A 25,785-nucleotide genomic window follows, 5' to 3' on the forward strand; every position below is an offset into this window, starting at 1 on the left:
GTAGCTCTGACCCCAACTGATTGAGCGGGTCAGTGGATTAACCGGTCTTCCGGCGCGACGAAGAGCTCGTCCAGGATCAGCGCATCGGGTTCCTCGCCCAGGCTCCAGAACACCATCAGCACGATGATCTTCAGGTCTTCGAGATCCATCGGGGCGCCAGGAATGGCCATCGCGCGGTCGATCACCATCTCGCGCATCGGCGGCGGCAGCACGCCGGCGGACTCCAGAAAGCTGACGAAACCGACCGAGGGCTCGCCCAGATGGTCCAGTTCGTCGACCGAATAGACCCGCTGGCTCAGCGCGCCCTGCTCGCCGTGATGAGACTCAGCCGCCTCGGCCAGACCGTCCAGCCAGGACAGGGCTTCCTGGATTTCGTCGCTCTCGAAGCCTACGGCCGACAATTTGCGCGTCAGCTGGGCGTGATCGGGGCAGGCGTCGGGCCGCCAGTAGGTTTCGTAGAGATAGACGAGCACGTCAAACATGAATCGACTATAACCCAGGCCCCCAAAGCCCTGGCGCGCGAAACCGGGGCCGAAAACCCGCTTATGCGGCAGATATGGACCGAATATGGGCCGATTCAGGCCTGGCTTTGGCGCTGGAACAGCTGGCCCGGCAGCCGGGCCACGGCACCGCTGAGCTCCAGTTCCAGCAGCAGGGCATTGAGCTGGGCGGCCGACCAGCCCCCGCGCGCCTGCAGCGCGTCCAGACTGACCGGCTCATAGCCCATCGCGGCCAGCAGCAGGCCCGTCTCGCCGTCTGGCTCGGGCGGGTCGGTCGGCCGTTCATCCCGGAGGCTGCCTCTGGGCACCGGCGTGGCGCGCGAGGGCCGCAGCTCTTCGAGCACATCTTCGGCGCGCTCGACCAGCTTGGCGCCCTGGCGCAGCAGCTCGTGGCAGCCCTTGCTTTGCGGTGCGTGGATGGAACCGGGCACGGCAAACACCTCGCGGCCGGCTTCGGCGGCCAGCCGGGCGGTGATCAGCGAACCCGAGCGCGGCGCCGCCTCGACCACCAGGCAGCCGCGCGCCAGCCCGGCGATGATGCGGTTGCGGCGCGGGAAATTGGCCGGCAGCGGCGGTGTGCCCAGCGAATATTCGCTCAGCAGCAGGCCGCGCTCGGCGATCTCGTCGGCCAGGCGTTGGTGGCTGCTCGGGTAGATCTGGTCCAGCCCGGTGCCCAGCACGGCGATGGTGGCGGCGGGGCTTTTCAGCGCGCCGGCATGGGCGGCGCCGTCTATGCCCAGAGCCAGGCCTGAGACCACGGTCAGCCCCGCCTGGCCCAGGGCCAGCGCGAGATCGTGGGCATTGTCCCGGCCTTGCGGCGTCGGTCTGCGGCTGCCGACGATGGCCAGGGACTCGGCCGCCAGCAGCTCGCGCCGGCCGATCAGATAGAGCAGCAGCGGCGGGTCGGCGGTTTGCAGCAGGGCCGGTGGGTAGTCGGCATCGCCAAGCACCAGCACATCGCGGCGCGCACCGCCCTGCAGCCAGGCCCAGGTACGGTCGATCAGGCCGAGCAGCTCAGCGCTGGGCTCGCCCAGCGCCTGGGCCGGCCCGGCGGCGACGAACTGCCGCCGGGTGAGGGCGGTGGCGCCGATCACGGCCTGCGGCGAGCCCAGGCCGGCCAGCAGCCGGCGCGCGCTCTCCAGGCCCAGCCCCGGCGTTTCCAGCAGTTGCAGCCAGGCGGCCAGTTCGCTGCGCTCCATCTGCGCGTCCTGACCGGGGTTGCCCGCGCTAGGGCTGGGTGAAGCGGTCGCCGGCCGAGACCGGGTCCTGTACCGAGATGATCAGCGCATAGGAGACGCGCTGATAGACCTGGAACACGAACAGCACGCCATGGCGCTCGTCAGGCAGTTTGATGTCCTCGCGCTTCTCGCCGGTGCGGTCCACCATGCGACGGCCGTCGCGCCACAGCGCCAGCACATGGCCGCGCTCCATGCCGTCACGGGCACCGCGGTTCAGCGCAACGATCTGGTTCTGGCCGGCATTCAGCGCGTCGCCGTAGATCGAGACGATCTGGCCCGAGATCGGATTGGCCGGCGCATGCGGCACGTAGCGCGCAAAGCTGCGCTGCGGCACTGGCGAGAGCCGGTCGCCGACGCCAATCTCCTGGCGCGTGGTCTTGATCACCAGGGTGGCCGGGATCACATCGACCTTGCCGTCGGCCAGCTGGCGGTTCTCGGCCGGGCGGCTCAGCTCGGCCGTGCCCAGATAGGGTGCCTCGTAGCCAAGGATCTCGCGCGTGGTCGGGTCGCGCAGCGGCACGGTGTTGCGGAACACCCGGTAGTCGGTGGCCTGGCTGAGGTCGCCGCGCGCATAGGCCAGATCGCCCTTGGCCAGCAGCACATGGCCTTCCTGGGTCGCGACGATGCGCGGCGCACGCGCCAGCTCGTCGCTGTCGAACACCACGGCATCGGTCAGAAAGGGTTCGATCAGGTGCTGCGGGATCGCGGTGATCGGGTTCTCGTCATGCCGGCTGGAGCGGATCTGCGGCGAGAGCTTGACGGTGCCGCCATCGCCCGCGCCGGCGCCGCGCGCCAGCTGCAGGCTGGCGCGGCCATTGCTCTTGACCAGCAGCAAGACCTGACCCGGGTAGATCAGGTGCGGGTTGCTGATCTGGTCGCGGTTCATGCCCCAGAGCTCGGGCCAGCGCCAGGGGCTGGTCAGAAAAAGCTTGGAGATGTCCCACAAGGTGTCGCCGGGCTTGACGGTGTGGCTGTCCGGCGCATTGGGCGAGAGCTCCGACAGCGGCACGCCGGCCTGGGCCACGCGCGCGGCGGTCTGGCGCTGATCGGCGGTGATGGGGTAGTTGGTGGCCGAGGCGGAAAGGCCGACCAGGCTCAGGACCAGCGCCGTCAGGCAGCTGGCAGGGTGGGGGAGTTGGGGCCGCCTCTGGGTCATCAAGAAATCTCCCGCGCCTTCTGCCTCGCAGCGCGGCGCTGTCTCAGCTAAAAAATGTTCGGCATTCACACCGAATGGACCGCTTCAAGCGGGTATTGCTCAAGATCGGCGAAAATCCGCTTGGCTTGAGACGATTTTGCCCCCAATCAGGGGTGGTCGCAATGAAAGCGTCCGGTGCCCTGATGCTCTTGCACGCTCTTACAAACAGGCGTTGTGCGTTGTCCACAGCCCGGGCCGCTTCTCTAACATCGAAGAGGCGGCCGTAAACCTTGAAGAAGTCCATGGCGATACTGAATATCCTGAGATACCCCGATGCCCGTCTGCACACGGTGGCCAAGCCGGTCGCCGAGGTCGATGAGCGCATCCGCACCCTGGTCGACGATATGTTGGAGACCATGTATGCGGCCGAAGGCGTGGGCTTGGCCGCGACCCAGGTCGATGTGCATGAGCGCGTCATCGTGATGGACACCTCGGATGGCCGCGACGAGCCGCGCGTGCTGATCAACCCCGAGCTGGTCGCCTATAGCGATGGCTGGGTCGAGGGCGAGGAGGGTTGCCTGTCGGTGCCGGCCATTTATGACAAGGTGCCGCGCCATGCCAAGGTCACCGTGCGGGCGCTGGGCCGCGATGGCCATCCTTATGAGTTCGAGGCCGAGGGCCTGCTGGCCGTCTGCGTCCAGCACGAGATGGATCATCTGATGGGCAAGGTCTTTGTCGAGTATCTGAGCCCGCTCAAGCGTGAGCGCATCAAGAGCAAGCTGGTCAAGAAGGCGCGCGAAGAGCAGTCGCGGCGTCGTTGAGGCGGTCCATGCGCGTCGTCTTCGCCGGAACCCCCGAGTTTGCCAAACAAGCGCTGGCCTGCCTGCGGGCGGCCGGTCACGAGATCCCGCTGGTGCTGAGCCAGCCCGACCGGCCGGCCGGCCGCGGCATGAAGCTGCAGGCCTCGCCGGTCAAGCAGTTCGCCGTCGAGCATGGCATTGCGGTGGCCCAGCCGCGCAGCCTGCGCCTGGACGGCAAATATCCGGAGGAGGCGGCCGCCGCGCGCCAGGCCTTGCTGGATGCGCGGCCCGATGTGATGGTGGTGGCCGCCTATGGCCTGATCCTGCCGCAATGGGTGCTGGACCTGCCGCGCCTCGGTTGCCTGAACATCCACGCCTCGCTGCTGCCGCGCTGGCGTGGCGCCGCGCCCATCCACCGTGCGATCGAGGCCGGCGATGCTCGGACCGGCATCACCATCATGCAGATGGATGCGGGCCTGGATACCGGCGACATGCTGCTGGTCGAGGCCCTGGACATCGCGCCGCAGGAGAGCACCGCAACCCTGCATGACCGCCTGGCAGCGCAGGGCGGGCGCCTGATCGTCGACGCGCTGCAGCTGGCGGAGCAGGGGGCCTTGCGGCCGGTGGTGCAGCCGGCCGAGGGTGTCTGCTATGCCCACAAGATCGAGAAGGCCGAGGGCCTGATCGACTGGACCGAGCCGGCCGCGCAGATCGAGCGCCGGCTGCGCGCTTTCGATCCCTTCCCCGGTGGCCAGGCCCAGCTGGACGGCGAAATCCTGAAATGCTGGCGCGCCGAACTGGCGGAACGGCCTCGGGGCCATGGCCAGCCCGGCGAAGTGCTGGCGGCCGATGAGCGCGGCCTGCTGGTGGCCTGTGGCGAGCAGGCCCTGCGCCTGACCGAGTTGCAGCGCGCCGGTGGCAAGCGCCTGCCGGCCCAGGCCTTTTTGCAGGCCCGGCCGGTCGCAGTGGGCAGCCGTTTCATCACGCCGGCGGCTTGAATTTCGGGGTGGACACCCCATCTGCTGTCCACAAAGGAGTTCGACGACATGTTCAATCTGATGAAGACCGCCATCCTGATGGCCGCCATCACCGCCCTCTTCATGGCCATCGGCGCCATGCTGGGTGGACAGAGCGGCATGTTGCTGGCCCTGGCCGTGGCCGTGGCGATGAATTTCTTCAGCTACTGGTTCTCGGACAAGATGGTGCTGAAGATGTACAACGCGCAGCAGGTCGACGAGACCTCGGCGCCGCAGTTCTACGCCATGGTGCGCGAGCTGGCCGCCAAGGCCCAGCTGCCCATGCCCAAGGTCTACATCATCCGCGAGGATGCGCCCAATGCATTTGCAACCGGTCGCAACCCCGAGAACGCTGCCGTGGCCGCGACGACCGGCATCATGCGCGTGCTCAGCGAGCGTGAGCTGCGCGGCGTGATGGCGCACGAGCTGGCCCATGTGAAGCACCGCGACATCCTGATCAGCACGGTCAGCGCGACGATGGCCGGTGCGATCTCGATGCTGGCCAATTTCGCGATGTTCTTCGGCGGGCGCGACAGCGAGGGCCGGCCGGCCAACCCCATCGTCAGCATCCTGGTGATGATTCTGGCGCCCATCGCCGCTAGCGTGATCCAGATGGCCATCAGCCGCGCCCGCGAGTTCGAGGCCGACCGCGGCGGTGCCGAGATCTCCGGCGACCCGCAGGCCCTGGCCTCGGCGCTGGAGAAGATCCAGCGCTATGCCAAGGGCATCCCGATGGAGGCGGCCGAGCGCCACCCCGAGACCGCCCAGATGATGATCATGAACCCGCTGTCCGCCGGCGGTATCAGGGGCTTGTTCAGTACCCACCCGGCCACCGAGGAGCGGGTTGCCCGCTTGCTGGGAATGGCCCGGCGCTGAGCGCGGTGAGCGTGGGCTGGGGCTCAAGACCTGGCCCCAGCGGCCGATAATGGGGCGATGAAGGCCTTTCTCTCCCTCTCTCCCGTGTTACTTGCCGCCCTCTTGCTGGCCGGCTGCGAGCAGCTGGGCATCGAAGACCCGGCCAAGGCCGCCGCCAACAAGGAGGCCGAGGGCAAGGCCATAGGCAGCGCCTGCCGCCATGCGATGCGCGCGATCGAGGATTGCTATCTGCTCAATCCCAAGGCGCAGAAGGCGGCGGTGTTTGCGGGCTGGCGCGAGATGGACGAGTACATGCGCGAGAACAAGCTCGAGGGCGTGGCGCCGGTCGTGCCGCGCCCCGGCGCGGCCAAGCCGGCCGATGACGCCGATGTCGAGACCGAGCCCAAAGGCGCGTCTCGCGAGGCGAGCCGCCCCGCAGCATCGCGCTGAGCCGCAGCTGGCGGTTTTTGAATTGCAGTTGGTCGCGTTGCGCTGGGTCGGCGTGCCGGGCTGAGCCATGATGGCGTCACTGCAATCCACAACGAGGAGAACCCCGTCATGAATACCCAACGTCGCCGCCTTGCTGTGGCTGTCATCGCGCTGTCTGGTCTGACCGCCCTGAGTCCGGCCCAGGCCTGGGATTGGACCTTCGGCAGCGGCGAGCGCGTCAAGGGCTCGGGCGAGGCGGCAAGCGAAAAGCGCAGCCCCGGCAACTTCGATGCCATCACGCTGAGTGGCGAGTTCAAGGTGGTGGTGCGGCAGGCCGCGACCGAGTCGGTCGAGATCCGGGCCGACAAGAATCTGCTGCCGCTGATCGAGACCCAGCTGGTCGGCAGCACGCTGGAGGTCCGGACCAAGAAGGGCTATCGCCTGTCCGGCACGATGCCCATCCAGGTCAATGTCGATATCGGCGCCTTGCGCTCGCTGGCGGTCAACGGCTCCGGCGACATCCGGGTCGAGACGATGAAGACGCCGCAGCTCGATGCCAGCATCTCAGGCTCCGGCGATGTGCGCTTTGCCGAGCTGTTCAGCGAGCGGGTCGGTTTCAAGGTCTCGGGCTCGGGCGATATCCTGGCCAAGGGGCGCATCAACAGCCTGGCGGTCTCGGTGGCCGGCAGCGGCGACGTCAAAGCCTCCGAGTTGGTGGCCGACGAGGTCAAGGTCAGTATTGCCGGCTCCGGCGATGTCCAGGTCCAGGCCAACAAGCAGCTCAAGGTCAGCATCGCCGGCTCCGGCGATGTGCGCTATCTCGGATCGCCCGAGATCAGCAGCTCGGTGGCGGGCAGCGGCTCGATCAAGCGCCTGGGCAACTGACGCTATACGCACAGGGCGGCGACCTGCCGCCCGGCTTGCGCCGACAATCGGCCGATGCGGTCTGTTGTCTCCCCCTATCTGGCGCTGACGCGCGACCCCGAGTTTCGCCGCGGCGCGCGCGAGATGATGGGCATCACGCTGGGCATCTCGGCCTGGGGCCTGGTCACCGGCGTGGCCATGGTCAAGAGTGGGCTGTCGGTCTGGATGGCCTTGCTGATGAGTCTGGTGGTGTTCGCCGGCAGCTCGCAGCTGGCCTCGCTGCCGCTGATCGCGGCCGGCGCGCCGCTGTGGGTGCTGTGGGCCACGGCCTTCTGCGTCAATCTGCGCTTCGTGATCTTCAGCACCCAGTGGCGCATGTATTTCGGCCATCTGCCGCGAGCCCGGCGCATGAAGATCGCCTATTTCGCCGCCGACCTGAACTATGTCGCCTTCCTGAAACGCTTTCCCGACGGCAAGCCCGCGCCCGAGCAGGAGCCCTATTTCTGGGGCGGGGTGGCGCTGAACTGGTGCGCCTGGCAGATCCCGTCGATCGCCGGCATCCTCCTGGCCAACCATGTGCCGACCGAGTGGGGCCTGGGCTTTGCCGGTGTGCTGGCCCTCTTGGGCCTGTCCTACTCGCTGCTGAAGGACCGCAACACCTGGGTCACGGCCGCAGTGGCCGGCTGCGCGGCGGTGGCGGCCTATGCCTTGCCATTGCGCCTGAACATCATCGTGGCGATCGCGGTGGCGGTGGCGGTGGGCCTGATGATGGAGAAGTGGTTGCCGCAAGGGGCGCAAGGGGGGAAGCAAGCATGAACTGGTGGGAGACCACGCTGGCCATCCTGGGCATGGGGGCCATCACCTTGCTGACGCGCTCCTTCTTCCTGATCCCGAAGAACGAGCTGCCCTTGCCGGACTGGCTCAAGCAGGGCCTGCGCTATGCGCCGCTGGCCGCGCTGGCGGCCGTCATCGTGCCGGAGATCGTGATGAGCCAGGGCGAGCTGATCTCGACCTGGAAAGACGCCAGGCTCTATGCCACGGCCGTCGGCACCGCCTATTTCTTCTGGAAGGGCGGCATCCTCGGCACCATCATCAGCGGCACGGTGGTGATGCTGGCGCTTCGGATCGGCTTGGGTTGGTAAGCTTCGGCTTGATTCCAACCACCAAGCTCCCTCCCATGAACGTTTTGCGTTTTTCCGATCTGGTCGCCGCCGGCAAGGTGTCCGGCCAGCGCGTCTTCATCCGTGCCGACCTCAATGTGCCGCAGGACGATGCCGGCCACATCACCGAGGACACCCGCATCCGCGCGTCCATCCCCTGCATCGAGCTGGCGCTGAAGGCCGGCGCCGCGGTGATGGTGACCTCGCATCTGGGCCGCCCGACCGAGGGCGAGTTCAAGCCCGAGGATTCGCTGGCGCCTATCGCCCGGCGCATGGGCGAGCTGATGGGCCGCGAGATCGCTGTCGTGGTCGACTGGGTCGACGGTGTCACCGTTGCGCCGGGCCAGCTCGTGCTGTTGGAAAACTGCCGCGTCAACAAGGGTGAGAAGAAGAACAACGAAGAGCTGGCCCGGAAGATGGCCAAGCTCTGCGACATCTATGTCAACGACGCCTTCGGCACCGCCCACCGGGCCGAGGGCACGACCTATGGCATCGCCCAGTTCGCGCCCATCGCCTGCGCCGGCCCGCTGCTGGCGGCCGAGATCGACGCGATCAGCAAGGCCCTGGCCCAACCGAAGCGCCCGCTGGTTGCCATCGTCGCCGGCTCCAAGGTCTCGACCAAGCTGACCATCCTGAAAGCGTTGTCCGACAAGGTCGACGGCCTGATCGTCGGCGGCGGCATCGCCAACACCTTCATGCTGGCAGCCGGGCTGAAGATCGGCAAGTCGCTGGCCGAGCCCGACCTGGTCGGTGAGGCCAAGGCCGTGATCGATGCGATGAGCGCGCGCGGCGCGGCCGTGCCCATCCCGGTCGACGTGGTGACGGCCAAGCGCTTTGCCGCCGATGCCGAGGCCACCGTCAAGGCCGCCACCGAGGTGGCCGACGATGACCTGATCCTGGACATCGGCCCGAAGACCGCCGCCATCCTGGCCGCGCAGCTGAAGGCGGCCGGCACCGTCGTCTGGAACGGACCGGTCGGCGTGTTCGAGTTCGACGCCTTTGCCGGCGGTACCGAGGCGATTGCTCGCGCGATTGCCGAGTCCAGCGCCTTCAGCATCGCCGGTGGCGGCGACACCCTGGCCGCGATCGCCAAATACGGCATCGACAAGGACGTGGGCTATATCTCTACCGGCGGCGGCGCCTTCCTGGAGGTGCTGGAGGGCAAGACCTTGCCGGCCTTCGAGATCCTGAGCCGGCGCGCGCAAGGGTGACTGCTCACCCTTGCGCTGGCTGGCGAAGGACCGGTCGCATGCTTGCGACCGGGCTGGCCAAGCGCGCAGCAGGCTGATATGAACAAGGGGCTTCGGCCCCTTTCTTGATGGTGGCTTCATTGCCATCTTTGCATGCCAGTTAAAACACTCGGCATCGGCATGCGTGGCGAACAGGAGTAATCTCACCGGCCCTACAAGAGGAGACCTGGATGAGCAAAACCCTGTCGCCGGCCGAGGCTGCTTTGCGTGAAGCCGCGCTCGAATACCACCGCAGCCCGACGCGCGGCAAGATCTCGGTCACGCCCACCAAGGCCCTGTCCAACCAGCGCGATCTGTCGCTGGCCTATTCGCCCGGCGTGGCCTATCCCTGCCTGGACATCGAGCAAGACCCGACCCTGGCGGCCGAGTACACCTCGCGCGGCAATCTGGTCGGCGTGATCACCAATGGCACGGCGGTGCTGGGCCTGGGCGATATCGGCCCGCTGGCGGCCAAGCCGGTGATGGAGGGCAAGGGCTGCCTGTTCAAGAAGTTCGCCGGCATCGATGTGTTCGATATCGAACTGGCCGAGCGCGACCCGGACAAGCTGGTCGAGATCATCGCGGCGATGGAGCCGACACTGGGTGGTGTCAATCTGGAAGACATCAAGGCGCCGGAGTGCTTCTATATCGAGAAGAAGCTGCGCGAGCGCATGAACATCCCGGTCTTCCATGACGACCAGCACGGCACGGCCATCATCAGCGCAGCGGCCCTGCTCAATGGCCTGGAGCTGGTGGGCAAGGACATTGCGAAGGTCAAGCTGGTGACTTCGGGCGCCGGTGCGGCGGCGATCGCCTGCCTGGATGTGATGGTGGGTCTGGGCGTGGCGCGCCAGAACATCTTCGTCGTCGACTCCAAGGGCGTGATCCGCGAGGGCCGGGGCGACAAGCTTGACGAGAGCAAGCAGCGCTACTGCCAGCAGACCGAGGCCAAGACGTTGGCCGATGTGGTGGCCGGCGCTGATGTCTTCCTCGGCTGCTCGGCCCCCGGCGTGCTGACGGCCGAGATGGTCAAGACCATGGCCGAGCGGCCGATCATCCTGGCCCTGGCCAATCCCGAGCCCGAGATACGGCCCGAGCTGGCCAAGGCCGTGCGGCCCGACTGCATCATCGCCACCGGCCGTTCGGACTATCCGAACCAGGTCAACAACGTCCTGTGCTTCCCCTATATCTTTCGCGGTGCGCTGGACTGCGGCGCGACCAAGATCACCGAGGCCATGAAGCTGGCCTGCGTGCGCGAGATCGCCGATCTGGCCAAGGCCGAGACCAGCGACGAGGTGGCGGCCGCCTATGCCGGCGAGGAACTGGCCTTCGGCCCCGACTACCTGATCCCCAAGCCCTTCGATGCCCGCCTGATTCTGCGCATCGCGCCGGCGGTGGCGCGGGCGGCCGAGGCCTCGGGGGTGGCGACCCGGCCGATCCAGGATCTGGACGCTTACCGCCAGGAGTTGTCGCGCTTTGTCTACCAGACCGGCATGTTCATGCGGCCGGTGTTTGCGGCTGCCAAGGCCAATCCGGCGCGGGTTATCTACGCCGAGGGCGAGGATGAGCGGGTGCTGCGCGCGGTGCAGGTGGCGCTGGACGAGGGCCTGGTCAAGCCGACCCTGATCGGCCGCCCTGAGGTGATCGCAATGCGCATCCAGCGCGCCGGCCTGCGCCTGCAGCTGGGCGGCGATGTCGCGGTGATTGACCCCGAGAACGATGCGCGCTTCCGCCAGTACTGGGAGGCCTATCACCAGATCATGGGTCGGCGCGGCTTCACGCCCGAGGCGGCCAAGGCGGCGGTGCGGCGCTCCAACACCACCATAGGCGCGCTGGCCATCAAGCTGGGCGATGCCGACGCGATGATCTGCGGCATGGTGGGTCGTTTCGACAGTCATCTGGAACATGTCTCCGAGCTGATCGGCCTGAAGCCCGGTGCCCGAAGCTTTGCGACGATGAATGCGGTGATGCTGGAGAAGCAGACCCTGTTCATCACCGACACATTTGTCAACGACAGCCCCGACGCCGAACAGCTGGCCGAGATCGCTGCGATGGCGGCCGAGGAGGTGCAGCGTTTCGGCCTGCCGCCCAAGCTGGCCTTTGTCTCGCATTCGATGTTCGGCTCCAGCAAGCGGCCCTCGGCCGTCAAGATGCGGCGCGCCCACGAGCTGTTCGCGGCCGCCCATCCGGAGATCGAGAGCGACGGCGAGATGCACGGCGATGCGGCGCTCAGCGAGGCGGTGCGCCAGACCTTCCTGCCCGACAGCAAGCTCAAGGGCGCGGCCAATCTGCTGGTGCTGCCGACGCTGGATGCCGCCAACATCCTCTTCAATGTGCTGAAGATCAGCGCCGGCCAGGGCGTCACGGTCGGGCCCATCCTCTTGGGAGCGGCCGCGCCGGTGCACATCCTGACGCCCTCGGCCACGGTGCGGCGCATCGTCAATATGACGGCGCTGGCTGTTGCGGATGTGCTCGCGGCGAAGGGATGAAACCGCGTGAAACCATTGCTGGCGTCCTGATGCGGCCCATAATCGCTCGCCTGTAACTTAATTCCAGCGAGACCGCTTCATCATGACCCGTGCCACCAAGATCGTCGCCACCCTGGGGCCTGCCTCCTCGTCGCCCGAAGTGCTGGAGCGCATGATCCGGGCCGGCGTCGATGTCGTGCGGCTGAACTTCTCGCACGGCAAGGCGCAGGACCATATCGACCGCGCCCGCCTGGTGCGCGAGGCGGCCCGGGCGGCCGGCAAGCAGGTCGCCATCATGGCCGATCTGCAAGGCCCGAAGATCCGCGTCGGCAAGTTCGAGCACGGCAAGATCGAGCTGGTCAACGGCACGCCCTTCATCCTCGATGCCGACCGCGTCGAGCTCGGCAACGAGCAGGCCGTGGGCCTGGACTACAAGGAGCTGCCGCGCGATGTGAAACCGGGCGACACCCTCTTGCTCAACGACGGCCTGCTGGTGCTGACGGTCGAGGCCGTCAAGGGTGCGGCGGTGCACACCATCGTCAAGGTCGGCGGCGAGCTGTCCAATAACAAGGGCATCAACAAGCAGGGCGGCGGCCTGACCGCGCCGGCGCTGACCGGCAAGGACATGGAGGACATCAAGACGGCGATGAGCTTCCAGGCCGAATATGTGGCGGTCAGCTTCCCGAAGAACGCCACCGATATGGAGATGGCGCGCCAGCTCTGCAATGTGGCCGGCGAGCCCTATCGCCACAAGCCGGGCCTGATCGCCAAGATCGAGCGCTCCGAGGCGATCCCTCATCTGGAAGCCATCCTGAAGGCCAGCGACGGCATCATGGTGGCGCGCGGCGACCTGGCGGTCGAGGTCGGCAATGCCGCCGTGCCGGCGCTGCAAAAGCGCATGATCAAGCTGGCCCGCGAGCTCGACAAGGTGGCGATCACCGCGACGCAGATGATGGAGTCGATGATCGTCAACCCGGTGCCGACCCGCGCCGAGGTGTCCGACGTGGCCAACGCGGTGCTGGACGGCACCGACGCGGTGATGCTGAGCGCCGAGACGGCCGCCGGCAAATACCCGGTCGAGACCATCGAGCAGATGGCCGCGATCGCGCTGGAAGCCGAGCGCGCCGAGTTCGTCAGCCTGGACACCGATTTCGCCGGCCGTCAGTTCGGCCGCATTGACCAGAGCATTGCGATGGGCGCACTATTCACCGCCTACCATCTGGGTTGCAAGGCCATCGTCGCGCTGACCGAATCGGGCTCGACCGCGCTGTGGATGAGCCGCCACCGCATCCAGGTGCCGATCTTCGCGCTGACGACGCAGGAGCTCAGCCAGAGCAAGATGTGCCTGTACCGCAATGTGCGGCCGCTGCTAATGCCGCGCTTCGATGACCGCGACGCGGCGCTGGCGGCGGCCGAGCGCCTGCTGGTGGAGCAGGGCGCGCTGATGCCCGGCGACACCTATGCGATCACCTGTGGCGAGCCGATGGGCTATCCGGGCGGCACCAATATGCTGAAGGTGTGTCGCGTCGGCTGATCAGCCGTTCTGCGCGCTCTTGACCAGGGCCGCGATGCGCGGCGTCATATGGGTGGGCAGCAGCTCCACCTCCTTGTGCGCCCGCGCGAACACGCGGAACAGCTCGTCGGCAAAGCCATGGCCGACATCGGCCACGCCGTCGAAGCTGATCTCGGCGCGCTTGAACATCGGCAGCCTGGCGGCCACGCGTCGCGCCTGTGCGCGTGAGTCCAGCGGCTGACCCGGGCCGGCCAGGAGCCGCAAGGCAATCGTCGTTTGGTCGAACTCGATGCCATCGCCCGCCGTGCTCCAGGCTTCCAGCACCTGATCGAGCGTGCGCTTGGTGTCCAGCGCGATGGCCATATAGATCGAGCTGCCCTGGCGCGGCAGCGGGCGGCCCCGCTGCCAGCCGGTCGACTCCCAGGCGCGGCGCTGGAAGGCGGTGTTGTTGGCATGGATGTCGAACACATCGGCCAGCTGCGAGCTGAAGAACAGGCCGCGGCCGGTGTGCTGCTCGGGCTGGCTGGTCAGCCGTCCCTTTGAGAGTTCGAGCATCGCGTGCTGGGCATCGGCGATATCGAAAGCCGAACAGATCTTGTCGAACACGCCGCAGCCGTCGTCCGAGACCAGCAGCTGCACATGGCTGGGGGTCTGGCGCAGCGAGACGGTCACGCTGGAGCCGCCGCTGTGGTCGGCCGCGTTATTGACCAGCTCGGTGAATCCATGCTGGATCATCCGGGCCACCTGGGGCGGTAGATCGAAATTGGGGGCGAAGTCGCGCTGCCAGGGCAGGTCCTCCTGCAGGCCGTGCAGCGTGTAGCTGCGCGCCACCTGGCGCAGCAGGCCGGGGGCATAGACCGGGCGGCGGCTCGTGCCGCTGCGCGTCAGCCAGTGGGCGTCGACCAGGCGGCGCAGCGCGGCCTGCACCGCGCGGCGGCTCGCGCCGGTGCGCTCCTCCACATGGGCGACCAGATCATGCGAGTGCTCGCGCGCGGCGGCGCTGATCCAGAGGGTCAGGTGGTCGATGGCTAGGCGTGTCATGGCAGGGCTCCCACCCCAGTGTGCCCCGGCCGCCCCGCGCAGCATGCGGCGAAATAGGCCCGAAAACACCGTGCCGAGCCTAGCGGCAGGCCTGGTCAGCCGCAAGCGCGCTTGTACCGACCCGTATCCAGGGGGCATGGGCGCCGTGGCGATGGGGCGCCGTTAGAATCGGTCGCAGTTACGGCGCGGTTACTTTGGGCCGCGCCCGCAAGAATTCTTCAACTTCAGCGAGGATCTTCCTCATGGCTCTCGTCTCCATGCGTCAGTTGCTGGACCATGCCGCCGAACACGGCTACGGCATCCCGGCCTTCAACGTCAACAACCTCGAGCAGGTCCAGGCCGTGATGGCCGCCGCCGACGAGGTCGGTGCGCCCGTGATCCTGCAGGCCTCGGCCGGCGCCCGCAAATACGCCGGCGAGGCCTTCATCAAGCACCTGATCCAGGCGGCCGTCGAGGCCTACCCGCACATCCCGCTGGTGATGCACCAGGACCACGGCACCAGCCCCAAGGTCTGCGAGGGCGCGATCAATCTGGGCTTTGGCTCGGTGATGATGGACGGCTCGCTGATGGAGGACGGCAAGACCCCGGCCTCCTTCGAGTACAACATGGAGGTGACCCGCAAGGTCGTCGAGATGTCGCACAAGGTCGGCGTCACCGTCGAGGGTGAGCTGGGCTGCCTGGGCAATCTGGAAACCGGCGAGGCCGGCGAGGAAGACGGCATCGGCGCCGAGGGCAAGCTGGACCACAGCCAGATGCTGACCGACCCCGAGGAAGCCGCCGTCTTCGTCAAGGCCACCCAGCTGGACGCGCTGGCCATCGCCATCGGCACCAGCCACGGCGCCTACAAGTTCTCGCGCAAGCCCACCGGCGACATCCTGGCGATCGGCCGCGTCAAGGAAATCCACAAGCGCATTCCCAATACCCATCTGGTGATGCACGGCTCGTCGAGCGTGCCGCAGGAGCTGCTGGCCATCATCAACCAGTACGGCGGCAAGATGAAGGAGACCTTCGGCGTGCCGGTCGAGGAGATCCAGGAAGCCATCAAGCACGGCGTGCGCAAGATCAATATCGACACCGACATCCGTCTGGCGATGACCGGTGCGGTGCGCAAGTTCCTGGCCGAGAACCCCGACAAGTTCGATGCCCGCGAATGGCTGAAGCCGGCCCGCGAGGCCGCCAAGCTGGTCTGCAAGGCGCGCTATCTGGAATTCGGCTGCGAGGGCCAGGCCGGCAAGATCAAGCCGCGCAGCCTGGTCGACATTGCCGCCGCCTACGCGCGCGGCGAGCTGAACCAGGTCGTCCAGTAAGCCCGGGTCGGCGCCCCGCCCGTGCGAAGCCCGCCTCGGCGGGCTTTTTAACGTCCTAAAATCCGGCCCTTGCTCAGGAAACCCCCACCATGACCGCTGCCCTGCTCGAATCCTCGCTGACCTCGCTCCCCCTGATCGCCCGCGGCAAGGTGCGCGAAAACTATGCGGTGGGCGCGGATCGCATCCTGATGATCGCCAGCGACCGGCTGTCGGCTTTCGACGTCATCATGGGCGAGCCCATCCCCGGCAAGGGCGCGCTGCTGACGCAGATGGCGCTGTTCTGGTTCGACAAGCTGGACGGCATCGTACCCAACCACCTGACCGGCGAGGACCCGCTGTCCGCGGTCAGCAGCGCGGCCGAGAAAGCCCAGGTCCAGGACCGCGCCATGCTGGTCAAGCGCCTGAAGCCGCTGCCGGTCGAGGCGGTGGTGCGTGGCTATCTGGCCGGCAGCGGCTGGGCCGAATATCAGAAGAATGGCCAGGTCTGCGGCGTCGCGCTGCCGGCCGGTCTGCAGAACGCCTCCAAGCTGCCCGCACCGATCTTCACGCCGGCCACCAAGGCCGAGATGGGTGATCACGACGAGAACATCAGCTTCGAGCGCATGGTCGAGATCATCGGGGCCGACCTGGCCACCCGCGTGCGCGACATCTCCATCCAACTCTACCAGCGCGCCGCCGACTATGCGCTGACCAAGGGCATCATCATTGCGGATACGAAATTCGAGTTCGGCCTCGATGCCGATGGCACGCTGACCCTGATGGACGAGGTCTTGACGCCCGACTCCTCGCGCTACTGGCCGATCGAGAGCTATGCGGTGGGCATCAACCCGCCCAGCTACGACAAGCAGTTCGTGCGCGACTGGCTGGAGCAGGCCACGGTCGATGGCAAGCCTTGGGGCAAGACCGCGCCGGCCCCAGCCCTGCCGGCCGAGGTGATCGCCAAGACCGCCGCCAAGTACCGCGAGGCGCTGGAGCGCCTGACGCGCTGAGCCCCGCTCATGATCCCCGCCAAATCCCGCCTGCTGAGGCAGCTGGACACCCAGATCGCCACGGCCCCCAGCCAGCTGCAGTCCGCCGGCCTGCGCGCCCAGCGCGCCGTGCTGCTGGCCCGCCATGGCCAACTGGCCGAGGCCCGCGAGGAGCTGACGGCGCTGCACCAACTCTCGTTCCAGCATCCGAATTCGCAGCTGGGTGCCTGGCTGCATTTCGCCGAAGGGCTGATGAGCTACTTCACCGACTTCGGCAGTGCGGCGCGGGACAAGATCCAGCGCGCCCAGGCGATCGCCAGGCTGGCCGAGCTCAAGGAGGTCGAGGCGCTGGCCGCGGCCTGGCTGTGCCATCTGGCCTATGTGCGGCATGACATCGAGGCGCTGATCGGCCATGCCCAGGCCTGCCTGGAGCTGGCCGCGCCCGATCACCATGCGGCACGCGTGCGGGTCGCCATCGCGCTGGGCCTGGCCCATCACTTTGCCAACCAGCCCGAGGCCGCCCAGGCCTGGTACGGCCAGGCGCGCCAGCATGCCTCGGCCGAGGGCGACGACGCCAGCCAGTCGGCCCTGATGTACAACATGGCCGAGATGCGCACCGCCCATGTGCGGCGCGAGAGCCTGGCCCATCCGAGCCGGCCGGTGCCCGAGCTGCTGCTGGGGGCCGATTCGATCAAGCATTACGACGCGGCCGTCGGCGGCTCGGCGATGGCCGAGCTGACGCCGGTGCTGCGCGCCCAGGTGCTGACGGTGCAGGGCGAGTTCGCCCAGGCGCAGGCGCTGTACGAGCAGCATCTGCCGCAGGCCATGTCCAAGGGGTTGACCCGGCTGGGCAGCAGTCTGCTGGCCGATCTGGCCTGGTGTCGCTGCAATCTGGGTCAGCGCGAGCATGCCTTGCAGCAGGCGCGCGAGGCCGAGATCGAGCTGGACCCGGCCTGCGATGTCGACGACCGGGCCGCCACCCACAGCCGGCTGGCCCAGGTCTACGGCCTGCTCGGTGACGCTGCGGCCGCCGAGCGCCATGCCGCCAGTGCGGCGGCCGAATGGGCCGAGTTTGCGGCCCAGCAGCAGGCCTGGGCCCGGGCGCTCAAAGGCGCCGGGCTGTCCCGACCGGCTTAGAACAAGGCCATGCTGAGCTTGCGGCGGTACTGATCCAGCAGCGGGTCGCTGGGCGGCACCACCGCCTTGCCGGACAGCTCCAGCGTGCCCTTGGCCTCGGCGCCGGGCTGGACCTTGGGCGCCGGCTTGGTCAGCAGCTCCAGGATGGCGACATAGCTCTTGCGCGCGGCCTCGCCGTTCCAGGCCTTGTCGCGCATGATGATTTCCAGCAGCTCGTCCATCGCCTCGGTGAAGCGCTGGCCGGCCAGATGGGTGCGGGCCAGCGTGTAGCGGGCCTCGAAATCGCGCTTGTTGGCGGCAATCGCCGACTGCAGGGCCGCGACATCGGCACCGGCCGTCTGCTCGATGGCCGCCAGCCACTGGCCCAGTGCGGCGAAGCGGGCATGCGGGGTGATGGTGTCAGCGGCCTGGGCGGCCACCGGCGCGAACGCGGCCTTGGCATCCTGCAGCAGGCCCAGCTCCAGCAAGGCCTTGATGTAGTCGTAGCGTGCGGTCTCGTTGGCCGGATCGGTCTCGACCGCCTGCTGCAGCTTGGTCAGTGCCGACTCCAGATCACCCTCGGCCAGCAGCTCCTCGGCCTCGGCCAGGTCGGCCTCGGCTTCCAGCATCTCGCCGCTGGGCACATGCTTGTCGAGGAACTCGCGGATCTGCGCCTCGGGGATGGCGCCGACAAAACCGTCGACCGGCTGGCCGCCGACGAACATCACGCAAAACGGGATCGAGCGCACGCCGAAGGCCTGGCTCAGCTGGCTGGAGATCTCGGGCTGCTCGTCGCTGTTGAGCTTGGTCAGCTTGAAACGCCCGGCGTAGGCGACTTCGAGCTTCTCCAGCACCGGACCCAGGCTTTTGCAGGGGCCGCACCAGGGCGCCCAGATGTCCAGCAGCACGGGCTGCTGCATCGAGGCCTGCAGCAGTTCGGTTTCGAAATTCTGTATGGTGATGTCGGTCATGGTCTCTAGCGGCGCGGGCTTGTTCGGGAGCAGGTGGCGGCAGCCGCCTACAATTCAAGGTTTTCCAGCCTATGGAGCGAGCCGTGCCGAACATGCCAGTCAGCGCCTCCCCCCTGGTCGGCGTGGTGATGGGCTCCAGCAGCGACTGGGAGACCATGAAACACGCTGCCGACATTCTCGCCGAGTTCGGTGTCCCTTTCGAGGCGCAGGTGGTGTCCGCCCACCGCATGCCCGACGATATGTTTGCCTATGCCGAGGCCGCGCAAGCCCGCGGCCTGCGCGCCATCATTGCCGGCGCCGGCGGCGCCGCCCATCTGCCGGGCATGCTGGCGGCCAAGACCCTCGTGCCGGTGCTGGGCGTGCCGGTGGCCAGCCGTCATCTGCAGGGCGTCGATTCGCTGCACTCCATCGTGCAGATGCCCAAGGGCATTCCGGTCGCGACCTTTGCGATCGGCACCGCCGGCGCCGGCAATGCCGCGCTGTTCGCGGTGGCGATGCTGGCGGCCGAGCAGCCGGGCCTGCGCGAGCAGCTGCAGGCCTACCGCCTGCGCCAGACCGAGCATGCGCGCGGCATGAGCAAGGACCTGGTCTGATGGCCGAGATCTTGCAACCCGGCGCGACGCTCGGGGTGATGGGCGGCGGCCAGCTGGGCCGCATGTTTGTCCATGCGGCGCAGAGCCTGGGCTACCGCACCGTGGTGCTGGACCCCGATGCCGACAGCCCGGCCGGGGCCGTGGCCCATGAGCACATCCGCGCCGACTATCTGGACGAGGCCGGCCTGGCCCGGCTGGCCGAGGTCTGCGACGCGATCAGCACCGAGTTCGAGAACGTGCCCGCGGCCGCGCTGCAGCGGCTGGCGCAGACGCGCTTTGTCGCGCCGGCCGGCGCTTGTGTGGCGATCTGCCAGGATCGTGCCGACGAGAAAGCCCATTTCCAGGCCAGCGGCGTGGCTTGCGCGCCCTATACCGTGCTGCGTAGCGAGGCCGATCTGGCGGCGGTGGCCGACAGCCTGCTGCCCGGCATCGTCAAGACCGCGCGCATGGGCTATGACGGCAAGGGCCAGATCCGTGTCAAGACCCGTACCGAGCTGCTCGCCGCCTGGGATGAGTTGAAGCGCGTGCCCTGCGTGCTGGAACAGATGTTGCCGCTGGCGTTGGAGCTGTCGGTCATCGTCGCCCGCAATGCCCAGGGCCAGATCGTGCACTTCCCGGTGCAGCAGAACCTGCACCGCGACGGCATCCTGGCTGTCACCGAGGTGCCGGCCCCGAGCGCCAGCGCCGCGCTGCAGCTCCAGGCCGCCACCTCGGCGGCGCGCATCGCCGAGGCGATGGCCTATGTGGGCGTGCTGTGCATCGAGTTCTTTGTGCTGCAGGACGGACGTCTGGTCGTCAACGAGATGGCGCCGCGCCCGCACAACTCGGGCCACTACACGATGAATGCCTGCGATGTCTCGCAGTTCGAGCTGCAGGTCCGCGCGCTTGCCGGCCTGCCCTTGAACACGCCGCGCCTGCATTCGCCGACCGTGATGCTGAATCTGCTGGGCGATCTGTGGTTCCTGCCCGATGGCAAGGAGCGCGCGCCCGACTGGGCCGCCGTGCTGGCCATCCCCGGCACGCATCTGCATCTGTATGGCAAGGCCAGCGCCAGGCCCGGCCGCAAGATGGGCCATCTGAACATCACCGCAGCCACGCCCGAGCTGGCCCGCAGCCATGCCCAGCAGGCCGCCGCGATCCTGGGTCTGCCCACCGATTGGTGACCGCCTTGTTACTCTACGGATCCGACCCCGCCGACATCGCCCGTGCCGCCCGCCATCTGGCCGAGGGCGAGCTGCTGGCCCTGCCGACCGAAACGGTCTATGGCCTGGGTGCGCGCGCCGATGACGACGCTGCGGTGGCCAAGATCTTTGCCGCCAAGGGCCGGCCCAGCGATCACCCGCTGATCGTCCATGTGCTGGAAGCGGCCGATGCGGCGGATTTCGCGGCCCAGCTGCCGCCGGTGGCGCAGCGCCTGATGGCGGCTTTCTGGCCCGGCCCGCTGACCTTGATACTGCCGCGCGCGCCCGGTGTCGGCGCAGCGGCGGCCGGCGGCCAGTCCAGCATCGGCCTGCGCTGCCCGGCCCACCCGGTGGCGCGGGCGCTGCTGGCCGAGGCCAAGGCGCTCGGTGTGCACGGCGTGGCCGCGCCCAGCGCGAACCGCTTCGGCCGCGTCAGCCCGACCCGCGCCTCCCATGTCGAGAGCGAGTTCGAGGGCCAGGTCTGGGTGCTGGACGGCGGTGATTGCGCGGTCGGCATCGAGTCCAGCATCGTCGACTGCAGCCGTGCCCATCCGGTGCTGCTGCGCCCCGGCGTGCTGACGCCGGCCCAGATCGAGGCGGCCGCCGGCGAGCCGCTGCGGGCGCCCGATGCCCAGGCGCCGCGCGCCTCGGGCACCTTGGCGGCCCACTATGCGCCCAGCGCCGTGGTCCGCCTGCTCGATGCCGCCACCCTGGCCCAGCGTCTGGGCCAGCAACAATGGCCGGCGGGGCTGGCGGTATATTCGCGGACGCTGAGCCCGGTGCCCGGTCCGCTATGGCGGACCATGCCGGGCGATGCGGCGGCAGCGGCTCAGCAGCTGTTTGCCGTGCTGCGGGAGCTGGACGATGCCGGTGCCGGCGAGATCTGGATCGAGCTGCCGCCCCCCGATGTCGAATGGGACGGTGTGCGCGACCGGCTGTCGCGTGCGGCGGCGGCGTTCGAGTCCTGAGTTGAAGAGCAAGTTAGTCATGCCTGGAGTGTTCATGAAGATGTTGAAGCAAGCTGCGCACCGCCGCACGCTATTGGCCACGGCGGCCCTGGTGGCCGCGACCCTGGTGGCCGGCTGCGGTGGCGGCGGCGGGCAGATCGAGCCCTTTGCTCCCAAGCGCATCATGGCCTTCGGCGACGAGGCCAGCGTGATCACGACCGAGGGCAAGAAGTACACGATCAATGCGGTCGACGCCACCACCAGCGCGCTGCAGTGCGCCAACAACCCGATCTGGATCCAGTCGCTGGCCGCGACCTTCGGCCTGGTGTTTGCCGAATGCAACCCGACCAACCAGACGGTACCGACCGGCAAGATCTATGCCCAGCCCGGCGCCACCGTGGCCGGTGTGAAGGCGCAGCTGGATACCTTCTTCGCCAGCGGCGGCTTCAACAGCAAGGACCTGGTGTCAGTGTTGGCCGGTGCCAACGATGTGCTGGAGCTGTATCGCCAGTACCCCCAGCAGGGCGCCGACACGCTGAAGGCCCAGGCCCGCGAGCGCGGGCGTGAGCTGGCCAACCAGGTCAACCGCATCGCCAATGCGAACGGCCGCGTCGTCGTCGCGACCCTGCCGGACATGGGCACCACGCCTTTTGCGCTGACCGAGCGGGCCAACAAGCCCGATACCGACCGCGCCAAGCTGCTCAGCGAGCTGACGACCGAGTTCAACACCCAGATGCGCATCACGCTGATCGATGACGGTCGCCTGATCGGCCTGGTGCTGATCAACGAGGAGGTGGAGCGCATCGTCCGCTTCAACACCAGCTATGGCTTTGCCAATGTGACCGAGGCGGCCTGCCTGGCCACCGCGCCGGCGCCGGAGTGCAATACCAAGACCCTGGTCACCAATGCCAGCGGCGACACCTGGCTGTGGGCCACCAGCACCTTGATGAGCCCGGCCGGCCAGTCGCGCCTGGGTTCGATGGCGGTCAGCCGCGCGGTCAACAACCCCTTCTGATCAGGGGGCGCGGCGGTCCAGGTCCTGGACCGTCCACTGCAGCAAGGCGTCGAGGGCGCCGCGCGCCGCCGACGCGCGCGGGTGGTTGATCAGCGCCACCAGCACATAGCGCCGGCCCGAATCGGCCAGCACATAGCCGCCCAGCGCCACCACATCGCGCAGCGAGCCGGTCTTCAGGTGCGCGCGGCCGGCGGCCGCACCGAAGCGGGCGGCCCCGCCGCGCGTCAGCGTGCCGTCGGCGCCGGCCACCGGCAGCGAGGCCATGAACTCCGGCATCACTGGGCTGGCATGGGCCAGCTGCAGCAGCCGCCCCAGCTGCCGAGCGCTCAGGCGCTGCTCGCGCGACAGACCCGAGCCGTTCTCCAGCACAAAGGCCGAGTCCCCGAGCCTGGCCGACAGCCACAGGCGCAGCCGCTCCTGGGCGGCCGCCGGCGTGCCGCCGGCCAGGCTCAGCCACAGCATCTCGCTCATCAGATTGGCGCTGTACTTGTTGATGTCGCGCACCACCTCGGCCAGCGGCGGCGAGGCAAAGCTGAAGCTCGGTGGCGTGGCAGGGGCCACACCGGCCCTGACCTCGCCGAGCAAGCCGCCACCCATCTCGCGCCACATCGCGGCGATCAGCCGGGCGTTGTAGCTGGCCGGGTCGGTATCGGCCAGCGGCCAGGACAGCTCGCCGCAGCTGGCCGGATAGCTGCCGGCAAAGCCCAGCGGCTGCCCCGCCTGCCATTGCAGGCGCAGCGCGCCGCGCCAGTCGCCGCAGGCCCCGTCCTTTTGCAGCGGCACGCTGGCGGGCGCGGGCAGAGGCACATCGCTGGCGATCCAGGCCAGGCCGCGCGCCGGATCGGGCCGGAAGCTCAGCGTCTGGCTCTTGTAGTTCAGCAGCAGGGCCTCGGGCTGCACATTGCCGGGGCGCCAGGGCTCGCCGTCGAAATCGGCCGGCGTCAGCGGGCTCGGTGCGAAGCCGCTGTTGTCCAGCAGGATATGGCCGCGGATCTCGCGCACACCCTGGGCCCGCACCCGCTGCAGCAGCAACCACAGCCGCTCGCGCACCAGCTTGGGGTCGCCGACCCCCTTGATCACCAGATCGCCCTCCAGCACCCCGGTCTCCGGCCGCAGCCGGCCCTGCAGCCAGACCGGGGTCTGCCAGGTCCAGGCCGGCCCGAGCATCTCCAGCGCCGCCAGCGTGGTGCCCAGCTTCATCAGCGAGGCCGGGTTCATCGCCTGATCGGCCTGCCAGGCCAGGCGCGGCGAGCCGGCACCGAGCTCCTGGATCCAGACGGCCAGGGCCTCGGGCGGCAGCTGGGCTTGACGCAGGATCTGGCCGACGCCGGCCGGCAGCGGCGCCGGCTGGGCCGGGGCAGACGCGGGGCCGACAAGCCCCGCAACAAGGCTCAGAACAAGGGGCAGGGCTCGCATGGCGGCGATGATCGCACGGCTACACTTGCCGCATGACTGTGTTGCTGGCCCTGGATAGTTCGACCGAAAGCATGGCGCTGGCCCTGTCCGGCCCGCAAGGACGCTGGTTTTTCGAGGGTGCCGGCGGTGCCCAGGCCTCGGCGCGGCTGGTGCCCGAGCTGATGGCACTGCTGGCCGGTGCCGGCCTGCGCCTGGCCGATGTCGATGCGATCGCTTTTGGCAGCGGCCCGGGCGCCTTCACCGGCCTGCGCACCGCCTGCGCGGTGGCCCAGGGCCTGGCGTTCGGCGCGGCCAAGCCGGTGCTGTCGCTGGACAGCCTGATGCTGGTGGCCGAGGACGCCCGCCAGCAGGCCGGCGGCATGCTGGCCCAGGTCTGGGTCGCGATGGACGCCCGCATGGGTGAGATCTATGCCGGCGCCTATGCGCATGACGGCCGGCATTGGCGGGTCGAGAGCGCGCCGGCGCTGTACAGCCCGGCCGCGCTGCTGGCCCAATGGCGCGAGCCGCCGGCGGCCCTGTGCGGCAGTGCGATCGCGGTTTTTCCCGAGCTGCAAGGCCTGGCCGTGCAGGCCTGGCCGCAGAGCCGCTCGCGCGCGCAGGCACTGCCGGCGCTGGCCGAGCAGGCCTGGGCCCAGGGCCTGCTGCTGGACCCGGCCGAGGCGATGCCGCTCTATGTGCGTGACAAGGTGGCGCAAACCACCGAGGAGCGCCTGGCCGCTCGCGCCGCATCATGATGCGGGGCGAAGTGATGAGCCCGGTGGGCAGCCGCCTGCAGGCGATGCAGGCCGGCGATGTCGAGGCGGTGCTGGCGATCGAGCAGCGCGCCTACGAGTTCCCCTGGTCGCGCGGCAATTTCATCGACTCGCTGTCGGCCGGCTACCTCGCCCAGGTGCTGCGTGCTGCCGACGGTAGCGTGCTCGGCTATTTCCTCGCGATGCAAGGGGTCGATGAGTTGCATCTGCTCAATATCACCGTGCTGCCCGAGTGCCAGGGCCAGGGCCTGGCCCGGCTGATGCTGGATGCCTTGCAGGCGCTGGCGCGCGAGCATGGCGGCGCGCAGATCTGGCTGGAGGTGCGGCAGGGCAACGAGCGGGCGCGGCGTGTCTATGCCCGCTACGGTTTCGCCGAGGTCGGCCTGCGCCGCGCCTACTACCCGGCCGCCGAAGGCCGGCGCGAGGACGCGGTGCTGATGAGCTTGCGGCTGGCGGAGGGCGCGGCATGAGCTGGAGCGAACGTCAGCAGGCGATGCTGGAGGCGATGGGGCTGCGGGTCTGGACCGCGCCGCCCGTGCCCGAGCCCGAACCGACGGCACCCGAGCCTGCGCTGGCCAAGGTCGAAGCGCCGGCGCCGGTCCGGGTCGCCAGCGTCCTGCCGCAGATCGTGGTGCCTGCGCTGCCCGCCGAGCTGCCTCGGGCGCCGGCCGCGGCGGGCGCGGTGGCGGCCATGGATTGGACGCAGCTGCGCGAGGCCGTGGCCGGCTGCCGCGCCTGCGGGCTGTGCGAAGGGCGCAAGCACACGGTCTTCGGCGTCGGCCATGAGCGCGCGCACTGGATGGTGGTCGGCGAGGCGCCGGGCGAGCAGGAGGATCTGCAGGGTGAGCCCTTTGTCGGTCAGGCCGGCAAGCTGCTGGACAGCATGCTGCGCGCCATCGGCCTGACGCGTGCCGACGGGCCGCCCGAGAAACAGGTCTTCATCGCCAACACCTTGAAGTGTCGGCCGCCGCGCAACCGCAATCCCGAGCCCGAGGAGCTGGCGCAGTGCGAGCCCTATCTGAATCGCCAGATCGCGCTGGTGCAGCCGCGCATCATCCTGGCGATGGGGCGCTTTGCCGTGCAGTCGCTGCTGCGCAGCAGCGAGCCGATCGGCCGGCTGCGCGGGCGGGTGCACGAGTACCAGGGTGTGCCGCTGATCGTCACCTACCACCCGGCCTATCTGCTGCGCAATCTGGTCGACAAGGCGCGGGCCTGGGAAGATTTGTGTCTGGCCATGGACGTTCTTCAGCGCAAGACCTGACCCCCTGGGT

At 68.5% G+C, this 25,785-nt stretch carries 26 protein-coding genes; 20 read left to right on the plus strand and 6 right to left on the minus strand.

Annotated elements, in window-relative coordinates; genetic code table 11:
* Positions 1 to 29: 29 nt before the first annotated feature.
* The 3 genes from O5M90_RS20930 to O5M90_RS20940 all read right to left on the minus strand — a co-directional run bounded on the left by O5M90_RS20930 (position 30) and on the right by O5M90_RS20940 (position 2,894).
* Entirely contained in the window at positions 30 to 482 is a 453-nt protein-coding gene (locus O5M90_RS20930; RefSeq protein WP_137944684.1) for a DUF494 family protein, read from the minus strand.
* Positions 483 to 577: 95 nt separating this feature from the next.
* Positions 578 to 1,699: a DNA-processing protein DprA gene (gene dprA, locus O5M90_RS20935; RefSeq protein ID WP_269838215.1), complete on the minus strand. Its 1,122-nt coding sequence runs from the start codon at positions 1,697 to 1,699 to the stop codon at positions 578 to 580.
* 28 nt (positions 1,700 to 1,727) lie between these two features.
* Positions 1,728 to 2,894 (minus strand): LysM peptidoglycan-binding domain-containing protein, encoded by a 1,167-nt coding sequence (locus tag O5M90_RS20940; RefSeq protein WP_137944682.1) that lies wholly within the window; start codon positions 2,892 to 2,894, stop codon positions 1,728 to 1,730.
* 281 nt (positions 2,895 to 3,175) lie between these two features.
* Here O5M90_RS20940 and def point away from each other — a divergent pair, with 281 nt between their 5' ends.
* The 10 genes from def to pyk all read left to right on the plus strand — a co-directional run bounded on the left by def (position 3,176) and on the right by pyk (position 13,228).
* Positions 3,176 to 3,694, plus strand: a complete 519-nt coding sequence (def, locus tag O5M90_RS20945; protein WP_137944681.1) for a peptide deformylase — start codon at positions 3,176 to 3,178, stop codon at positions 3,692 to 3,694.
* Between the two features lie 8 nt (positions 3,695 to 3,702).
* A complete protein-coding gene (gene fmt / locus O5M90_RS20950; protein ID WP_269838214.1) occupies positions 3,703 to 4,671 on the plus strand; it encodes a methionyl-tRNA formyltransferase in 969 nt (322 codons plus the stop codon).
* 48 nt (positions 4,672 to 4,719) lie between these two features.
* Complete coding sequence (htpX, locus tag O5M90_RS20955) at positions 4,720 to 5,565, plus strand: zinc metalloprotease HtpX (protein WP_269838213.1); 846 nt, start codon at positions 4,720 to 4,722, stop codon at positions 5,563 to 5,565.
* 84 nt (positions 5,566 to 5,649) lie between these two features.
* Positions 5,650 to 5,994, plus strand: a complete 345-nt coding sequence (locus O5M90_RS20960; protein ID WP_332909451.1) for a hypothetical protein — start codon at positions 5,650 to 5,652, stop codon at positions 5,992 to 5,994.
* A 108-nt stretch (positions 5,995 to 6,102) separates the two neighbouring features.
* Complete coding sequence (locus O5M90_RS20965) at positions 6,103 to 6,858, plus strand: head GIN domain-containing protein (RefSeq protein WP_269838212.1); 756 nt, start codon at positions 6,103 to 6,105, stop codon at positions 6,856 to 6,858.
* A 54-nt stretch (positions 6,859 to 6,912) separates the two neighbouring features.
* Entirely contained in the window at positions 6,913 to 7,653 is a 741-nt protein-coding gene (locus tag O5M90_RS20970) for an AzlC family ABC transporter permease (protein ID WP_272647584.1), read from the plus strand.
* The gene (locus O5M90_RS20975; protein ID WP_137944675.1) at positions 7,650 to 7,979 is read left to right on the plus strand and encodes an AzlD domain-containing protein; all 330 of its coding nucleotides are present in this window, start codon (positions 7,650 to 7,652) and stop codon (positions 7,977 to 7,979) included. Before O5M90_RS20970 ends, O5M90_RS20975 begins: the two co-directional genes overlap by 4 nt.
* A gap of 35 nt (positions 7,980 to 8,014) precedes the next feature.
* The gene (locus O5M90_RS20980) at positions 8,015 to 9,208 is read left to right on the plus strand and encodes a phosphoglycerate kinase (RefSeq protein ID WP_269838210.1); all 1,194 of its coding nucleotides are present in this window, start codon (positions 8,015 to 8,017) and stop codon (positions 9,206 to 9,208) included.
* A 209-nt stretch (positions 9,209 to 9,417) separates the two neighbouring features.
* Positions 9,418 to 11,715 carry an NADP-dependent malic enzyme gene (locus tag O5M90_RS20985; RefSeq protein WP_269838209.1) on the plus strand — a complete coding sequence of 766 codons (2,298 nt, stop codon included), beginning with the start codon at positions 9,418 to 9,420 and terminating at the stop codon, positions 11,713 to 11,715.
* An 82-nt stretch (positions 11,716 to 11,797) separates the two neighbouring features.
* Complete coding sequence (gene pyk / locus O5M90_RS20990; protein ID WP_262971535.1) at positions 11,798 to 13,228, plus strand: pyruvate kinase; 1,431 nt, start codon at positions 11,798 to 11,800, stop codon at positions 13,226 to 13,228.
* On the opposite strand, the gene O5M90_RS20995 is transcribed toward pyk, so the two are convergent.
* Positions 13,229 to 14,248 (minus strand): STAS-like domain-containing protein, encoded by a 1,020-nt coding sequence (locus tag O5M90_RS20995; RefSeq protein ID WP_262971534.1) that lies wholly within the window; start codon positions 14,246 to 14,248, stop codon positions 13,229 to 13,231. It abuts the gene before it with no gap.
* Positions 14,249 to 14,490: 242 nt separating this feature from the next.
* Here O5M90_RS20995 and fba point away from each other — a divergent pair, with 242 nt between their 5' ends.
* The 3 genes from fba (at position 14,491) to O5M90_RS21010 (ending at position 17,660) form a co-directional block, all read left to right on the plus strand.
* Complete coding sequence (fba, locus tag O5M90_RS21000; protein ID WP_137944668.1) at positions 14,491 to 15,555, plus strand: class II fructose-bisphosphate aldolase; 1,065 nt, start codon at positions 14,491 to 14,493, stop codon at positions 15,553 to 15,555.
* 89 nt (positions 15,556 to 15,644) lie between these two features.
* Complete coding sequence (locus tag O5M90_RS21005) at positions 15,645 to 16,544, plus strand: phosphoribosylaminoimidazolesuccinocarboxamide synthase (RefSeq protein WP_262971533.1); 900 nt, start codon at positions 15,645 to 15,647, stop codon at positions 16,542 to 16,544.
* Positions 16,545 to 16,553: 9 nt separating this feature from the next.
* A complete protein-coding gene (locus tag O5M90_RS21010; RefSeq protein ID WP_269838208.1) occupies positions 16,554 to 17,660 on the plus strand; it encodes a hypothetical protein in 1,107 nt (368 codons plus the stop codon).
* Here O5M90_RS21010 and O5M90_RS21015 read toward each other — a convergent pair.
* The gene (locus O5M90_RS21015) at positions 17,657 to 18,610 is read right to left on the minus strand and encodes a tetratricopeptide repeat protein (RefSeq protein ID WP_269838207.1); all 954 of its coding nucleotides are present in this window, start codon (positions 18,608 to 18,610) and stop codon (positions 17,657 to 17,659) included. The two genes, O5M90_RS21010 and O5M90_RS21015, sit on opposite strands and share 4 nt — an antisense overlap.
* A gap of 92 nt (positions 18,611 to 18,702) precedes the next feature.
* Between O5M90_RS21015 and purE the strand changes: the two genes are divergently transcribed.
* From purE to O5M90_RS21035, 4 genes are read left to right on the plus strand one after another with little or no spacing between them, the layout of a single operon-like run.
* A complete protein-coding gene (gene purE / locus O5M90_RS21020) occupies positions 18,703 to 19,203 on the plus strand; it encodes a 5-(carboxyamino)imidazole ribonucleotide mutase (RefSeq protein ID WP_272647595.1) in 501 nt (166 codons plus the stop codon).
* Entirely contained in the window at positions 19,203 to 20,366 is a 1,164-nt protein-coding gene (locus O5M90_RS21025) for a 5-(carboxyamino)imidazole ribonucleotide synthase (RefSeq protein WP_269838206.1), read from the plus strand. Before purE ends, O5M90_RS21025 begins: the two co-directional genes overlap by 1 nt.
* A gap of 5 nt (positions 20,367 to 20,371) precedes the next feature.
* Positions 20,372 to 21,352: an L-threonylcarbamoyladenylate synthase gene (locus O5M90_RS21030; protein WP_269838205.1), complete on the plus strand. Its 981-nt coding sequence runs from the start codon at positions 20,372 to 20,374 to the stop codon at positions 21,350 to 21,352.
* 34 nt (positions 21,353 to 21,386) lie between these two features.
* Complete coding sequence (locus O5M90_RS21035; protein WP_440402316.1) at positions 21,387 to 22,346, plus strand: SGNH/GDSL hydrolase family protein; 960 nt, start codon at positions 21,387 to 21,389, stop codon at positions 22,344 to 22,346.
* On the opposite strand, the gene dacB is transcribed toward O5M90_RS21035, so the two are convergent.
* Positions 22,347 to 23,762 (minus strand): D-alanyl-D-alanine carboxypeptidase/D-alanyl-D-alanine endopeptidase, encoded by a 1,416-nt coding sequence (gene dacB / locus O5M90_RS21040; protein ID WP_137944661.1) that lies wholly within the window; start codon positions 23,760 to 23,762, stop codon positions 22,347 to 22,349.
* A 32-nt stretch (positions 23,763 to 23,794) separates the two neighbouring features.
* Here dacB and tsaB point away from each other — a divergent pair, with 32 nt between their 5' ends.
* Genes tsaB through O5M90_RS21055 form a run of 3 tightly spaced genes read left to right on the plus strand, consistent with a single transcriptional unit; the run spans position 23,795 to position 25,775 of the window.
* Positions 23,795 to 24,496, plus strand: coding sequence for a tRNA (adenosine(37)-N6)-threonylcarbamoyltransferase complex dimerization subunit type 1 TsaB (tsaB, locus tag O5M90_RS21045; RefSeq protein ID WP_269838202.1), 702 nt, complete (start codon positions 23,795 to 23,797; stop codon positions 24,494 to 24,496).
* A complete protein-coding gene (gene rimI, locus O5M90_RS21050) occupies positions 24,496 to 24,984 on the plus strand; it encodes a ribosomal protein S18-alanine N-acetyltransferase (protein WP_269838377.1) in 489 nt (162 codons plus the stop codon). Before tsaB ends, rimI begins: the two co-directional genes overlap by 1 nt.
* Positions 24,981 to 25,775, plus strand: a complete 795-nt coding sequence (locus O5M90_RS21055) for a uracil-DNA glycosylase (protein WP_269838201.1) — start codon at positions 24,981 to 24,983, stop codon at positions 25,773 to 25,775. The genes rimI and O5M90_RS21055 overlap by 4 nt, the downstream gene beginning before the upstream one ends.
* Positions 25,776 to 25,785: the final 10 nt, after the last annotated feature.

This window comes from Paucibacter sp. M5-1 (assembly GCF_027498415.2).
Taxonomy (GTDB): Bacteria; Pseudomonadota; Gammaproteobacteria; order Burkholderiales; family Burkholderiaceae_C; genus Roseateles_E.

What these genes read in the sequence shown, in the direction of transcription:
- rimI (WP_269838377.1), top strand. Translation starts at nt 24,496, where the DNA reads ATGCGGGGCGAAGTGATGAGCCCGGTGGGCAGCCGCCTGCAGGCGATG.
- O5M90_RS21055 (WP_269838201.1), top strand. Translation starts at nt 24,981, where the DNA reads ATGAGCTGGAGCGAACGTCAGCAGGCGATGCTGGAGGCGATGGGGCTG.
- pyk (WP_262971535.1), top strand. Translation starts at nt 11,798, where the DNA reads ATGACCCGTGCCACCAAGATCGTCGCCACCCTGGGGCCTGCCTCCTCG.
- dprA (WP_269838215.1), bottom strand. Translation starts at nt 1,699, where the DNA reads ATGGAGCGCAGCGAACTGGCCGCCTGGCTGCAACTGCTGGAAACGCCG.
- O5M90_RS20940 (WP_137944682.1), bottom strand. Translation starts at nt 2,894, where the DNA reads ATGACCCAGAGGCGGCCCCAACTCCCCCACCCTGCCAGCTGCCTGACG.
- def (WP_137944681.1), top strand. Translation starts at nt 3,176, where the DNA reads ATGGCGATACTGAATATCCTGAGATACCCCGATGCCCGTCTGCACACG.
- O5M90_RS21035 (WP_440402316.1), top strand. Translation starts at nt 21,387, where the DNA reads ATGAAGATGTTGAAGCAAGCTGCGCACCGCCGCACGCTATTGGCCACG.
- htpX (WP_269838213.1), top strand. Translation starts at nt 4,720, where the DNA reads ATGTTCAATCTGATGAAGACCGCCATCCTGATGGCCGCCATCACCGCC.
- dacB (WP_137944661.1), bottom strand. Translation starts at nt 23,762, where the DNA reads ATGCGAGCCCTGCCCCTTGTTCTGAGCCTTGTTGCGGGGCTTGTCGGC.
- O5M90_RS21015 (WP_269838207.1), bottom strand. Translation starts at nt 18,610, where the DNA reads ATGACCGACATCACCATACAGAATTTCGAAACCGAACTGCTGCAGGCC.
- O5M90_RS21010 (WP_269838208.1), top strand. Translation starts at nt 16,554, where the DNA reads ATGATCCCCGCCAAATCCCGCCTGCTGAGGCAGCTGGACACCCAGATC.
- fmt (WP_269838214.1), top strand. Translation starts at nt 3,703, where the DNA reads ATGCGCGTCGTCTTCGCCGGAACCCCCGAGTTTGCCAAACAAGCGCTG.
- O5M90_RS20995 (WP_262971534.1), bottom strand. Translation starts at nt 14,248, where the DNA reads ATGACACGCCTAGCCATCGACCACCTGACCCTCTGGATCAGCGCCGCC.
- O5M90_RS20975 (WP_137944675.1), top strand. Translation starts at nt 7,650, where the DNA reads ATGAACTGGTGGGAGACCACGCTGGCCATCCTGGGCATGGGGGCCATC.
- O5M90_RS20980 (WP_269838210.1), top strand. Translation starts at nt 8,015, where the DNA reads ATGAACGTTTTGCGTTTTTCCGATCTGGTCGCCGCCGGCAAGGTGTCC.
- purE (WP_272647595.1), top strand. Translation starts at nt 18,703, where the DNA reads ATGCCAGTCAGCGCCTCCCCCCTGGTCGGCGTGGTGATGGGCTCCAGC.
- O5M90_RS20930 (WP_137944684.1), bottom strand. Translation starts at nt 482, where the DNA reads ATGTTTGACGTGCTCGTCTATCTCTACGAAACCTACTGGCGGCCCGAC.
- O5M90_RS21005 (WP_262971533.1), top strand. Translation starts at nt 15,645, where the DNA reads ATGACCGCTGCCCTGCTCGAATCCTCGCTGACCTCGCTCCCCCTGATC.
- tsaB (WP_269838202.1), top strand. Translation starts at nt 23,795, where the DNA reads ATGACTGTGTTGCTGGCCCTGGATAGTTCGACCGAAAGCATGGCGCTG.
- O5M90_RS21025 (WP_269838206.1), top strand. Translation starts at nt 19,203, where the DNA reads ATGGCCGAGATCTTGCAACCCGGCGCGACGCTCGGGGTGATGGGCGGC.
- O5M90_RS20985 (WP_269838209.1), top strand. Translation starts at nt 9,418, where the DNA reads ATGAGCAAAACCCTGTCGCCGGCCGAGGCTGCTTTGCGTGAAGCCGCG.
- O5M90_RS20970 (WP_272647584.1), top strand. Translation starts at nt 6,913, where the DNA reads ATGCGGTCTGTTGTCTCCCCCTATCTGGCGCTGACGCGCGACCCCGAG.
- fba (WP_137944668.1), top strand. Translation starts at nt 14,491, where the DNA reads ATGGCTCTCGTCTCCATGCGTCAGTTGCTGGACCATGCCGCCGAACAC.
- O5M90_RS20965 (WP_269838212.1), top strand. Translation starts at nt 6,103, where the DNA reads ATGAATACCCAACGTCGCCGCCTTGCTGTGGCTGTCATCGCGCTGTCT.